Origin of the sequence: Xanthomonas campestris pv. phormiicola, assembly GCA_025666215.1 — a bacterium.
Lineage (GTDB): Bacteria > Pseudomonadota > Gammaproteobacteria > Xanthomonadales > Xanthomonadaceae > Xanthomonas_A > Xanthomonas_A campestris_A.
Genome location: CP102593.1, coordinates 4,558,797 through 4,570,828, shown reverse-complemented (window position 1 = coordinate 4,570,828; position 12,032 = coordinate 4,558,797). Strand labels below are relative to the sequence as shown.

At 71.2% G+C, this 12,032-nt stretch carries 11 protein-coding genes; 3 read left to right on the top strand and 8 right to left on the bottom strand.

The annotated features are described in order from the left end of the window. The 8 genes from NRY95_19225 to NRY95_19190 all read right to left on the bottom strand — a co-directional run bounded on the left by NRY95_19225 (position 1) and on the right by NRY95_19190 (position 9,001). Entirely contained in the window at positions 1 to 711 is a 711-nt protein-coding gene (locus NRY95_19225) for a DUF4124 domain-containing protein (protein ID UYC15797.1), read from the bottom strand. Positions 712 to 775: 64 nt separating this feature from the next. Next, complete coding sequence (locus NRY95_19220) at positions 776 to 1,336, bottom strand: Sua5/YciO/YrdC/YwlC family protein (protein UYC15796.1); 561 nt, start codon at positions 1,334 to 1,336, stop codon at positions 776 to 778. A gap of 312 nt (positions 1,337 to 1,648) precedes the next feature. Next, positions 1,649 to 4,135 (bottom strand): DNA topoisomerase I, encoded by a 2,487-nt coding sequence (locus NRY95_19215; GenBank protein UYC15795.1) that lies wholly within the window; start codon positions 4,133 to 4,135, stop codon positions 1,649 to 1,651. Positions 4,136 to 4,402: 267 nt separating this feature from the next. Beyond that, positions 4,403 to 5,344, bottom strand: a complete 942-nt coding sequence (locus tag NRY95_19210; GenBank protein ID UYC15794.1) for an RDD family protein — start codon at positions 5,342 to 5,344, stop codon at positions 4,403 to 4,405. 39 nt (positions 5,345 to 5,383) lie between these two features. Further along, complete coding sequence (locus NRY95_19205) at positions 5,384 to 6,091, bottom strand: GYF domain-containing protein (GenBank protein UYC15793.1); 708 nt, start codon at positions 6,089 to 6,091, stop codon at positions 5,384 to 5,386. A 22-nt stretch (positions 6,092 to 6,113) separates the two neighbouring features. Further along, a complete protein-coding gene (locus tag NRY95_19200; protein ID UYC15792.1) occupies positions 6,114 to 6,587 on the bottom strand; it encodes a DUF494 family protein in 474 nt (157 codons plus the stop codon). A 43-nt stretch (positions 6,588 to 6,630) separates the two neighbouring features. Further along, positions 6,631 to 7,785, bottom strand: coding sequence for a DNA-processing protein DprA (dprA, locus tag NRY95_19195; protein ID UYC15791.1), 1,155 nt, complete (start codon positions 7,783 to 7,785; stop codon positions 6,631 to 6,633). A gap of 82 nt (positions 7,786 to 7,867) precedes the next feature. After that, positions 7,868 to 9,001: a LysM peptidoglycan-binding domain-containing protein gene (locus NRY95_19190; protein ID UYC15790.1), complete on the bottom strand. Its 1,134-nt coding sequence runs from the start codon at positions 8,999 to 9,001 to the stop codon at positions 7,868 to 7,870. Positions 9,002 to 9,138: 137 nt separating this feature from the next. Between NRY95_19190 and def the strand changes: the two genes are divergently transcribed. The 3 genes from def (at position 9,139) to rsmB (ending at position 12,031) form a co-directional block, all read left to right on the top strand. Then, positions 9,139 to 9,651, top strand: a complete 513-nt coding sequence (gene def / locus NRY95_19185; GenBank protein ID UYC15789.1) for a peptide deformylase — start codon at positions 9,139 to 9,141, stop codon at positions 9,649 to 9,651. Between the two features lie 108 nt (positions 9,652 to 9,759). After that, positions 9,760 to 10,683 (top strand): methionyl-tRNA formyltransferase, encoded by a 924-nt coding sequence (gene fmt, locus NRY95_19180; protein UYC15788.1) that lies wholly within the window; start codon positions 9,760 to 9,762, stop codon positions 10,681 to 10,683. 37 nt (positions 10,684 to 10,720) lie between these two features. Next, positions 10,721 to 12,031 carry a 16S rRNA (cytosine(967)-C(5))-methyltransferase RsmB gene (gene rsmB, locus NRY95_19175; protein UYC18642.1) on the top strand — a complete coding sequence of 437 codons (1,311 nt, stop codon included), beginning with the start codon at positions 10,721 to 10,723 and terminating at the stop codon, positions 12,029 to 12,031. Position 12,032: the final 1 nt, after the last annotated feature.

Genomic DNA, 12,032 nt, shown 5'->3' with positions numbered 1-12,032 from the left:
TCAGCCGCTGCCGCAGTCGCGGTCGAGCCGCGCGTCGATGCCGCGCTGTTCGGTCTCCAGCGCGCGGCGCTCGCTCTGCAGCGCGCTGTTGTAGCGGCGGATCAGTTCCCAGCGGCGGTCGGTCAGGCGTGCGCACACTTCCTGCGGCGGCAGCGCATTGCAGGTGTCGCGGATCAGGGTGCTGCCGGCCGGCACCACCACGCCGGCGCCGGGATACACCGGCGGTGGGCGGCCGCCATTGCCGCCGCCATGACCGTGGCGATAGCCGTCGCCGTCGCCGCCGGCATAGCCGATGGTCCACAGCGGCACCCAGCGCGGATTGCCTTCGTTGTCGTCGCTGGTATAGCGCTGGCCCTCGCTGGTGACGCATTCGTACATCGGCTGCGGCGGCTGCACGCTGACGATGCGGATCTCGCGCTGCGGCAGCGGCGCCGGCGAGGCCGCGGCGCGCGCCGGATCGGTGCTGAGCGTGGTGGTCGGGCGCGGCGGCGGATCGCGCGGGCGCTGCATGTCCAGCACCTGCTGCTGGCGTGCGTTCTCGCAGGGCGCGTTCTGCAGGCTGACCGCGCCGGAGTGGCCGATGCAGCGGTAGATGCGCACCGCGCCCTGCATGCCATCGCTGCTGACGGTCTGCGTGCTTTGCGCCCAGGCGGCGCCGGCCAGCTGCAACAGCGCGGTCAGGAGCAGGGCAGGGCGAACGAGGCAGGACATGCGCGCATCTTGCGCGCCTTCGCCGGCCAGGGAAAGCGAAGGCGGGCGGGGATCGGCAACGCGCTCAGGCGCGCAGGATCTCGCCGCTGACCGCGTCGCGGATCGGGGTGGGCTGGGCCAGGCCGCCGGTTTCGCCATCGAGCACGCCGTCCAGCGCGGCCAGCAGTTGCGGATCCAGTTCGCCGCGCTGCCGCGCCGGCGGCTCGCCGCCGCGGTTGGCGCTGGTCGACACCAGCGCGCCGTCCCAGGCGCGGCACAGGGCGGCCACCTGCGGATGCGCGCTGATCCGCACCGCGATGCTGCGGTGCGCGCCGGTGATCCAGGGCGGCGCCTGCGCCGCGGCCGGCAGCACCCAGGTGTGCGCCCCGGGCCAACTGGCCAGCACCTCGGCCAGGCGTGCCGGCGGCAGCGCCGACAGCTCGAGCAGCGGGCGCAGCGGCTCCAGTTCGGCGGCGACCACGATCAGGCCCTTTTCCACCGGCCGCTGCTTGATCCGCAGCAGGCGCGTCACCGCCGCCTGGTCGTACGGATCGCAGCCCAGGCCCCAGACCGCTTCGGTCGGGTAGGCGACGACCCCGCCCTGCTGCAGGGCGGCGACGGCTTGGCGGAGCGACAGATCGGTCATGCGCGCATGATGCGGCAGGCGGTTGCTTTGCGGCAACGGCGGGGGGCCGGGATTGGGGATTGGGGATTGGCAAGAGCGAAGCGCGCTTTGCTGCGGTTCCGGGGTTGATCGCTTGCGGGCGGTGCGAGGGCGGGCTTGGTGGGCAGGCTGCGGCCATCCCGATTGTTTCAGTCGCTGCGGCGCTGCGGCCGAAGCAGGTCCGGTGGGCCTGCTTCGCGGCAGGCGTTGTCCGATCGCGTGGCGCGATGGATGGCCATCGCGGCCATCCGGGGGCGCTGCTGCGGATGTCGCATCCGCAGCAGCGGCGCGGGCTCAGGCGCGCTTGGTCGCGGCCTTCTTGACCACTTTCTTGGCGGCTTTCTTCGCGGTCTTCTTGACCGCCTTCTTGACCGCCTTCTTCGCCGCGGGCTTGGCCGGGGCGTCGGCCGCGGCCTTCTTGGCCGCGCTCTTCTTCGGCGCGGCTTCCTTCTTGGCCGCGGCCTTCTTGGCGCCGAAGCCGCGGCGTGCCGGCTTGCCGGTCTCTTCCAGCAGCTTCTGCACTTCTTCCAGGCTCAGCGTGGCCGGCTCGCGATCCTTGGGGATCTTGCCGTTGAGCTTGCCGTCGCTGATGTACGGGCCGAAGCGGCCGTTGAGCACCTGGATGTCGCTGCCGGGAAACTCCTTGATGATGCGGTTGCGCGCGATCTCTTCCTTCTCTTCGATCAGGAACACCGCGCGCGCCAGGTCGATGGTGTACGGGTCGTCTTCCTTCTTCAGCGAGGCATAGACGCTGCCGCGCTTGGCGAACGGGCCGAAGCGGCCGATGCCGACGCTGACGTCCTCGCCCTTGTCCTGGCCCAGCGCGCGCGGCATCAGGAACAGCTCCAGCGCGTCTTCCAGGGTGATGGTGTGCATGCTCTGGCCCGGCCGCAGCGAGGCGAACTTGGGCTTGTCCTCGGCGTCCTCGGCGGTGCTGCCGATCGCCGCATACGGTCCGAACCGGCCCAGGCGCACGCTGACCGGCTTGCCGGTCTTGGGGTCGGTGCCGAGCTCGCGCGCGCCGGTGGCCTCGGAGCGGTCCACCGATTCCTTCTTCTCCTCGACCAGTTCCTTGAACGGGCCCCAGAACTTCTCCATCAGCGGCCGCCATTCCTCCTCGCCGCGCGACACCGCGTCCAGCTCGTCCTCGAGCTTGGCGGTGAAGTCGTAGTCGACGTAGCGGGTGAAGTGGCCGGACAGGAACTTGCTGACCGCGCGGCCCACGTCCGAGGGGCGGAAACGGCGCGCGTCCAGCTCCACGTACTTGCGGAACAGCAGGGTCTGGATGATCGAGGCATAGGTCGACGGGCGGCCGATGCCGTATTCCTCGAGCGTCTTGACCAGCGAGGCTTCCGAGTAGCGCGGCGGCGGCTCGGTGAAATGCTGGTCGGCGTGGATGCGGTCGAGCGGGATGCGGTCGCCGGGCTTCATCGGCGGCAGCTTGCGGCCCTCGTCCTCGTCCTCGGCGGCCTTCTGGTCCTTGCCTTCCTCGTACACCGCCAAAAAGCCCGGGTCGATCACCGTGGTGCCGCTGGCGCGGAAGCTGTGCTCGTTGCCGGCGGCCAGTTCCACGGTGACGGTGTTCATCGTCGCCGGCACCATCTGGCAGGCCACCGCGCGCTTCCAGATCAGCTCGTACAGGCGGCGGCCGTCGTCGTCCAGGTACCTGGCCATCTGCGCCGGGGTGCGCAGCGCGCTGGTCGGGCGGATCGCCTCGTGCGCTTCCTGCGCGTTCTTGGACTTGGTCTGGTACATGTTCGGCTTGTCCGGCAGCGCGCCGGTGCCGAAGTCGCGCGCGATCACGTCGCGGATCTCGGCCAGCGCGTCCTGCGACAGGTTCACCGAGTCGGTACGCATGTAGCTGATCAGGCCGACCGTGCCTTCCTCGCCCAGGGTCACGCCTTCGTACAGCTTCTGCGCCACGCGCATGGTGCGGCTGGTGGTGAAGCCGAGCTTGCGCGAGGCCTCCTGCTGCAGCGTGGAGGTGGTGAACGGCGGCGCCGGGCGGCGCTTGCGCTCCTTGCTGGCCACGTCGGTGACGTGCAGCGCGCCCTGCGCGGCCTTCTGCAGGCGCATCCGCGCCGCTTCGGCGGTGTCGCCGTCGGTGATGGTGAACTGCTCGAACTTCTGTCCGTCGAGCTTGACCAGCTTGGCCGCGAACGGCTGCGAGGGGTGCAGGCAGTCGGCGCCGATGCTCCAGTATTCGCGGGCGAGGAAGGCTTCGATCTCTTCCTCGCGCTCCACGATCATGCGCAGCGCCGGCGATTGCACGCGGCCGGCGGACAGGCCGCGCTGCACCTTGCGCCACAGCACCGGCGACAGGTTGAAGCCGACCAGGTAGTCCAGCGCGCGCCGCGCCTGCTGCGCATCGACCAGGTCCACCGCGATCTGCCGCGGGTTGGCCATCGCCTCCTTGATCGCGCGCGGGGTGATTTCGGTGAACACCACCCGGTGCAGCGGCTTGTCCTTGAGCAGCCCGCGCTCCTTCAGGATCTCCGCGATGTGCCAGCTGATCGCCTCGCCCTCGCGGTCCGGGTCGGTCGCCAGATAGATGTCGTCGGCGAGCTTGGCGGCCTTGGCGATGGCTTCGACGTGCTTTTCGTTCTTCTCGATCAGCGCGTAGCGCATCGCGAAGCCGTCGTCCGGATCCACCGCGCCCTCTTTCGGGATCAGGTCGCGCACGTGCCCATACGAGGCCAGGACGTGGAAGTCCTTGCCGAGGTATTTGTTGATCGTCTTGGCCTTGGCGGGCGATTCGACGATGAGCAGGTGCTTGGACATGATGGGGTGGGCTTCGAATGGGCGGGGCGGGCGCCCTGGGGGCGGTAGGGTGGCGCAATTGCTCCGGTTAGTGAAGCGTTGCGGTGTTCAGAGAGGCCGACGCCCGAGGCGGGTACCCCGGGCGTTCAGCTGCGGCTCTTTTTTATTAGTGGACATGTCCGGTCGCGGCTGTCAAGCGCCGTCGCCCGGCCAGTACCGGCCATGGGGCTTCACCGACTTCCGTTCTCCGGGTCCCCGGTCCCGAGTCCCGACTCCCGACTCCCGACCTCAGTGCCAATTGCCACTGGCCGCCACGCCGATCAGCAGGATCACCAGCAGCAGCACCCCGACCATCAGCACGCCGAACAGCGACAGGATCACCACGGTGACCGTGCCCAGCTTGTGCTGCTGCCACTCCGGGTGGTCGGTATAGGCCCATTTGTCCACCACCAGGGTGTCGCAGAGCATGTCGTGCAGGGCCTGCTTGCGCTCGGTGAAGGCGGCCATCAGGAAGCCGATGAAGATGGTCAGGCTGCTCAGCAGGAAGCCGAAATAGCGGCCGATGCCGCGGCCCAGGCTGATCCGGCTGCCGTCGGTGCGCACCACCTTGATGCCGACCGCCATCTTGCCCAGCGTGGCCTGCTTGGTCGAGGCGTGGAACAGGCCGAAGTACAGCGCCGACATCGCCAGCGGCAGCAGGTACACCAGCACCAGCATGACGATGCCGCCGGGGGTGCTGAAATCGGGACTGCCGCTGCCCAGGCTGCTGAAGCCGAAGAAACCCAGCATCACCGCGAACTGGATCACCTGCGAGACCATGCCGACCAGCATGCCGTCGATCAGGTAGGCGGCGGTGCGCTTCCAGAAGCCGGCCTGCACCACCTCGCCGCCGGCGACGAAGCGCGGCTCCTCGCTGAGCGGGGCGGCGGGGGCGGCGTAGGGCGAATGCGCGGCGGCGTCGGGTTCCGGCGAGGTCCAGGCCGCCGGCAATGCCTGCGCGGGCGGCGCCGGCGGCGCCTCGGCGGCGTCGCTCGGCGCGATCGCCGCCGGTGCCTGGGCCAGGCCCAGTTCGTCGACGAAATCGGCCAGCGGATGCCATTCGCTGAGGCCGTCGCGCCACACCAGCGTGGTCAGGCCGACCTCGCCGCGCTGGAAACGCTGCTGCAGGTCGGCGGCCGGCATCGGTCCATGACGCTGCTGCGCGGCGTCGGCGTAGTACCACTCACTCATTCCTGTTCCCCTGAGGTGCGATGAAAAATCCATTTCCGCTCAACCGCCGCGGCAATGCGCAGGCAGATAGCGGTCGTCCAGCTCGGAACTGCAGTTCCAGGCCGAAGCGCGCTCATCGTAGTCCAGCCACAGCGCCTTGCCATCCAGCTTGGCCTTCCCGGGCGCGTGCAGCGTCGCTTCCAGGCCGCAATGGCCGTTGTCGAAACGGCCGATCCGCACCTGCGCGACGAATTCGCTGGCATAGCTCGCGGCGGTGCCGAAGCCGGGATCGCCGTTGACCGGACAGCGCCCCTGCTGCGCGGCGAAGCCGGAGATCCGGGACTTCAGCGGGGCGACGCTGCCGATCGCCAGGGTGGCCCTGGTGCGCAGCGTGTAGTCCTGATACGCGGGCAAGGCGATGGCGGCGAGAATCCCGATCATCGCCAGCAGCGCCACGCCGACCGCGACCGCGACGATCGCGCCGATGCCGCAGCCGGACAGGCCGTTGCGCGGAGCCGCGGCGGGCAGGGTCGGGGCGGCGCTCGCCGCTGCTGGCAGCGGCGGCGGCGCTGTCGCCGGCAGGCCGAGTTCGTCGGCAAGCGCGTGCAGCGGCCGCCACTCCGGCATGCCTTCGCGCCAGATCAGGGTGCTGCGCTCCAGCAGCCCGTCGCGCAGGCGTTGCAGCAGCACCGCGGTGCTCAGCGGGCCGTGCCGCTGGCGTGCCGCGTCGGCGTAGTACCAGGCGCTGTGGGCGGGTTCCTCGTGCATGCGGACAGGGCCCGTCAGTGCGTCAGTGCACGGGCTCCGGCTCGTCGACGAACATCTGCGTTTCCATCCACGCGTAGGCCGCCTCGGCGCCGGGCTGGTTGAACAGCACCATCAGCACCACCCATTTCAGGTCGTCCAGGTCCAGTTCGTCCTGGTCCAGCGCCATCGCCCGGTCCAGCACCAGCTCGCGCTGGTCGCTGTCGAGGATGCCGTGTTGTTCCAGGAACAGCAGGAAACCGCGGCATTCCACGTCGAGCTTGTCCAGCTCCGGGCCGTGGTAGATGCGGATCGGGCCGTCGATGCGCGGTTGCGCCACGGCCGGCCGCTGGTCGGCCAGGGCATCGAGCCAATCGAACGCCTTGCTGATCTCGGTGGGGCTGAAGCCGGCCTGGATCAGGCCATTCTGGAGGGAGTCGCGATCGCGGACCGGGTCCGCATCCTCGCTGAAATAATGTTCGAACAGGTACAGCAGGACATCCAGAATGCTCTCTTTCATTGCCCCTCGGCCTGCGTCGCTAGACGCTGTGGAGGTGAAGAAACTAGGGTTTGCGGGTGTAACGACCTCGTTCGACCGCCACGTAGCCATCCAGTTCCATGGCCAGCAGCATGGAGGAGGCCGCCGCAGCCGTCAATCCGGTGCGCGCGATCACTGAATCCATACAGGTGGGGTCGTGGCCCAGCGCCTGCCACAAGCGCTGGTAGTCGGGATCGGGGAAGGGCGGCATGGCGCCGGGGTCGTCGGCGCTCCTCTCAGTGGGGGCGCGCAGGCGTCCGCGCAAGGCATCGGCCAGTTCGGCGGCCAGCGGGGCAACCCCGGCCAGCACCTCCTCGGCGTTCTCGACCAGTCCTGCGCCGTCGCGGATCAGGCGGTGGCAGCCGCGCGCCATGGGGTTGTGGATGGAGCCGGGCACGGCGAACACGTCGCGCCCGGCCTCGGCGGCCAGGCGCGCGGTGATCAGCGCGCCGGAGCGGGTGGCGGCTTCGATCACCAGGGTGGCCAGGGTCAGCCCGGCGATGATCCGGTTGCGTGCCGGGAAGTGGCCGGGCCGCGCCGGGGTGCCGGGCGGATGCTCGCTGACCACCGCGCCGCGCGCGGCGATGCGCTCGCGCAGCGCGGCATGCTGGCGCGGATAGGCCAGGTCCGCGCCGGTGCCGACCACCGCCACGGTGAGCCCATCCTGGCGCGACAGCGCCGCCGCATGCGCGGCGGCATCGACCCCGGCGGCCATGCCGCTGGTCACCGCCAGCCCGGCCGCGGCCAACGCCAGGGCGAAGCGATGCGCATTGTCGCGGCCGCCGGCGCTGGGCGCGCGGCTGCCGACCACCGCCACCGCTGGATGCCACAGCGCCGCCGGGTCGCCTTCCAGATACAGCGCCAGCGGCGGATTGGGGCTGCGCAGCAGCAGCGCCGGGTAGTCGGGGTCGTGGCAGCCGAGCAGGTGCCGGCGCGGCTGCGCCAGCCAGGCCAGCGCGGCGTCCACCGCGGCGCGGTCGGGCTGTCGCAGGGCCGCGCTCTGCGCCGGATCCAGTCCCGCCGCCTGCCAGGCCGCCGCGCCGGCGGCCAGCGCGGCGGCAGGGCTGCCGTGTCGCTCGAGCAGGCGCCTGCGCGGGGCGCTGGCGCCGCCGGCCAGCGACAGCGCCAGCAATGCGGGGTCTGCGGGGGTGGGGTGTGCGTGGTCGGGCAGGGCGGACATGGGCCCCAGGCTAGGCCGCAAACGCAGACGGCGCCCTCGGGCGCCGTCTGTTGCGGATGTAGGACTTGCCCGCGTGCGCGGGTCAGCGTGCGTCCGGGTGCTTCACGTCGTAGCCGATCCGGGTCGGCTTGATGCCGTCCATGACCAGCGCGTAGCTGACCTTGTCGAAGGTGCGGAACACCATCGCGTGCGCGGCGTATTCGTCGGGCAGGGCGACCGTGCCGCTGCCGCCGGTGAAGCCGTCGTCGGCGCGCGAGGTGTTCGGACGCCGCACGCGGTCGTTGACCCGGGTGCCATGGCGCCACAGCGACACCACGGTGCCGTTGTCGATGCCTTCGCGGCGGCCGCCGGAGAGCGCGATCACGTCGCGCGGACCGGCGGCGCTGAACGCGTCGGCCACCGCCAGCACCCGCAGCCCGACCTCGAGCGCCTGCGCCGAGGGCGGATGCGGGACGAACTGCAGGTCGTAGGGTTGCGCTTCGACCGCGATCAGGCGGTCGCCGGCGCGCACTTCGCGGGCGCTGTCCTGCAGCAGCAGGGCGGTGGTCTGGCTGTCGGCGGCGGCGCGGGTGACGGTGCCGATATTGACCTGGGCCAGCTCGTAGCCCAGCGTCTCGCGGCGCTTGTTGTCCGGCGCCACGAAGGTCTGCCACAGGTTGCCGGTGCCCTGGGTGCTGCGGCCCTCGTTGTTCAGGTCGTCGCTGAGCCTGGGCAGCTCGTAGCGCACGGTCGGGCGCACCACCGCGTAGCGCTGTCCGACCTGCGCATCGCCGAGCCCGGTCGCGTAGACCACCTGGCCGATGGTGGCGCGCAGCCGGTTGTCCTCGAAGCCCACCACATAGGGCAGCCCGTCGATGCTGTCGGCCACGCGCAGGTTCTTCAGGAACGGCTCGACGTCGGACAGCGGGATCGCATCGATCGGCGCGTCCTGGCGCGGGCCCGGCTTGACCGCGGCACGCGCCACGCGGTCCAGGTAGGCCAGGCTGAGCACGTCGCCGGGGTAGATCAGATGCGGGTTCTGCACCTGCGGGTTGGCCTGCCAGATTTCCGGCCACAGCCACGGCTTGCCGAGGAAGCGCCCGGCGATGTCCCACAGCGTGTCGCCCTTGCGCACCACGTAGGTGTCAGGGTGTTCGGCAGCCATGCTCGCGGAAGCGGCATAGGTCGCCACGGTGAGCATCGCCACGGCGACGACCGTACGGAGTCGATTGAACATGAGTGCGGAGCCTGATTCCCCAACAGGTCCGCGCACTATAGTCCAGAACCCTGGGCGCGGCGCAAGCGTTCGCGCCAGAACGGGGTAGAATTGCCACGTCTTGCCGAATTTTCCGGCGCCCCCATCTGGGTACCGCTATGGCCCTGCTTCCCATCCTCGAATTCCCCGATCCCCGCCTGCGCACCAAGGCGGTGCCGGTCGACCCTGCCGACGTGACCGCGCCGGCGTTCCAGCGCCTGCTCGACGACATGTTCGAGACCATGTACGAGGCCCCCGGCATCGGCCTGGCCGCGAGCCAGGTGGACGTGCACCAGCGCTTCATGGTCATCGACGTCAGCGAGGAGAAGAACACCCCGCAGGTGTTCATCAACCCGCAGATCGTGCAGCGCGACGGCGAGCAGGTGTACCAGGAAGGCTGCCTGTCGGTGCCCGGCATCTATGCCGACGTGACCCGTGCCGACAGCATCGTCGTGCGCTACCTGGACCGCCACGGCCAGCCGCAGGAACTGTCCGCCGACGGTGTGCTGGCGGTGTGCGTGCAGCACGAGATGGACCACCTGGACGGCAAGCTGTTCGTCGACTACCTCTCCCCGCTCAAGCGCGAGATGGTGCGCAAGAAGCTGGCCAAGGCGCGCAAGCACGTGGCCTGAAGCCGGGAGACGGGAATGGGGAAACGGGAATCGTAAGAGCGGTGTCCGTCCATTTCCGGGTCCGCGCTTTTGCCATTCTCCATTCCCTATTCCCGGTTCCCAGCCTCCATGAAAATCGTCTTCGCCGGTACGCCGGACTTCGCCGTGCCGTCGTTGCGCGCGGCCGCGCAGCGCCATGAAGTGATCGCGGTCTATACCCAGCCGGACCGGCCGGCCGGGCGCGGCCGCGGGCTGACGCCGTCGCCGGTGAAGCTGGAGGCGGTCGCGCGCGGCATTCCGGTGCTGCAGCCGGAGTCCTTGCGCTCGCCGGAGGCGCTGCAGACCCTGCGCGCGCTGCAGCCTGACCTGATGGTGGTGGTGGCCTACGGCCTGATCCTGCCCAAGGCGGTGCTGGCGATCCCGACCCATGGCTGCTGGAACGTGCACGCCTCGCTGCTGCCGCGCTGGCGCGGCGCCGCGCCGATCCAGCGCGCGATCGAGGCTGGCGACAGCGAGACCGGGGTGTGCCTGATGCAGATGCAAGCGGGCCTGGACACCGGCCCGGTGCTGATGTCGCAGCGCACCCCGATCGGCGACAGCGAGACCGGCGGACAGCTGCACGACCGCCTGGCCGCGCTCGGCGCGCAGGTGCTGGCCGACGGCCTGGGCCTGCTGCGCGCCGGCATCCGCCCGGTGCCGCAGCCGCAGCCGGAGGCCGGCGTCACCTACGCGCACAAGCTGGACAAGGCGCAGGCGCGGCTGGACTGGCAGCAGCCGGCGGCGCAGCTGGCGCTGCGGGTGCGCGCGTTCAATCCGTGGCCGATCGCCGAGGCGGTGCTGGCCGGCGAACGCGTGCGCATCCACGGCGCGGTGGCGCTGGAGCTGGCGCATGCGCAGCCGCCGGGCACGGTACTGGCTGCGTCCAAACAGGGCATCGACATCGCCTGCGGCCAGGGCGCGTTGCGCCTGCGCGTGCTGCAGCGCGAAGGCGGCAAGGCGATCACCGCCGCCGACTACCTCAACGCCCGGCGCGATCTGCCGGTGCTGGCCTGAACCGGCGCGACCGGCCATGACCGACGCGCCTGCCGCGATGCCTGCCGCCGCCCCGCCGCCGGGCGTCGCCCCGCGCGTGGCCGCCGCCCGCGTGCTGGCCGCGGTGATCGACCGCGGCCGTTCGCTGAAGGCCGAACTGGCCACCGCGCTGCCGGCCTTGCCCGATCCGCGCGACCGCGCCCTGGTCGAGGCGATCTGCTTCGCCGTGCTGCGCCGGCGCCCGGCCTACGAGGCCGCGCTGCGGCTGTGGCTGCAGAAGCAGTTGCCGCAGCGCGACGCCGAACTGCGCACGCTGCTGATGGCCGGCTTCGCCCAGCTCGACGTGCTCGGCCTGGCGCCGCACGCGGCGCTGTCGGCGACGGTGGAGGCGGCGCGGGCGCTGGACCGGCCGCGCCAGGCCGGCATGGTCAACGCCTTGCTGCGCCGCGCGCTGCGCGACGGGCTGCCGGCGGTCGCCGCCGACGCCGGCTGGCCGCTGTGGCTGCGCGATGCGCTGCACGCCGACTGGCCCGGGCAGGCCGAGGCGATCTTCGCTGCCAGCCAGCAGGCGGCGCCGCTGTGGCTGCGGGTGAACCGCCAGCGCAGCACGCGCGACGCCTATCTGCAGCGGCTGGCCGACGCCGGCATCGGCGCGCAGGCGGTGCCGGACCTGGCCGATGCGATCCGCCTGGCCGAATCGGTGGCAATGAGCGCCTTGCCCGGCTTCGCCGACGGCTGGGTGTCGGTGCAGGACGGCTCGGCGCAACAGGTCGCCGACGTGCTGGCGCAGGCGCCGGGCGCGCGCGTGCTGGACGCGTGCGCCGCGCCCGGCGGCAAGTCCGCGCACCTGCTCGAGCGCGACCCGACCCTGCGCCTGACCGCGCTGGACGTGGATGCGCGGCGCCTGGCGCGGGTGCGCGAGACCTTCGAACGCACCGGTGCCGGCGCGCAGGCCTTGCTGCAGGCGGCCGATGCGGCGCAGCTGGACAACTGGTGGGACGGCGAGGCGTTCGATGCGGTGCTGCTGGACGCGCCGTGCTCGGCGACCGGCATCGTGCGCCGCCAGCCCGACGTGCTGCTGCACCGGCGGCGCGAGGACGTGGTCGCGCTGCAGGCGCTGCAGGCGCGGCTGCTGGATGCCGGCTGGCAGGTGCTGCGGCCGGGCGGGGTGCTGGTCTACGCCACCTGCTCGCTGCTCAAGGACGAGAACGAGCGCCAGTTGCAGGCGTTCCTGGCGCGCAGCGCCGATGCCGTGGCCGAGGATCCCGGCGCCGCCTGCGGCCACGCGGCCGGCGGCGGCCGCCAGCGCCTGCCCGGCGAGCAGGACCGCGACGGGTTCTTCTATGCGCGGCTGCGCAAGACGGCGTGAA

What these genes read in the sequence shown, in the direction of transcription:
- NRY95_19225 (UYC15797.1), bottom strand. Translation starts at nt 711, where the DNA reads ATGTCCTGCCTCGTTCGCCCTGCCCTGCTCCTGACCGCGCTGTTGCAG.
- NRY95_19220 (UYC15796.1), bottom strand. Translation starts at nt 1,336, where the DNA reads ATGACCGATCTGTCGCTCCGCCAAGCCGTCGCCGCCCTGCAGCAGGGC.
- NRY95_19215 (UYC15795.1), bottom strand. Translation starts at nt 4,135, where the DNA reads ATGTCCAAGCACCTGCTCATCGTCGAATCGCCCGCCAAGGCCAAGACG.
- NRY95_19210 (UYC15794.1), bottom strand. Translation starts at nt 5,344, where the DNA reads ATGAGTGAGTGGTACTACGCCGACGCCGCGCAGCAGCGTCATGGACCG.
- NRY95_19205 (UYC15793.1), bottom strand. Translation starts at nt 6,091, where the DNA reads ATGCACGAGGAACCCGCCCACAGCGCCTGGTACTACGCCGACGCGGCA.
- NRY95_19200 (UYC15792.1), bottom strand. Translation starts at nt 6,587, where the DNA reads ATGAAAGAGAGCATTCTGGATGTCCTGCTGTACCTGTTCGAACATTAT.
- dprA (UYC15791.1), bottom strand. Translation starts at nt 7,785, where the DNA reads ATGTCCGCCCTGCCCGACCACGCACACCCCACCCCCGCAGACCCCGCA.
- NRY95_19190 (UYC15790.1), bottom strand. Translation starts at nt 9,001, where the DNA reads ATGTTCAATCGACTCCGTACGGTCGTCGCCGTGGCGATGCTCACCGTG.
- def (UYC15789.1), top strand. Translation starts at nt 9,139, where the DNA reads ATGGCCCTGCTTCCCATCCTCGAATTCCCCGATCCCCGCCTGCGCACC.
- fmt (UYC15788.1), top strand. Translation starts at nt 9,760, where the DNA reads ATGAAAATCGTCTTCGCCGGTACGCCGGACTTCGCCGTGCCGTCGTTG.
- rsmB (UYC18642.1), top strand. Translation starts at nt 10,721, where the DNA reads ATGCCTGCCGCCGCCCCGCCGCCGGGCGTCGCCCCGCGCGTGGCCGCC.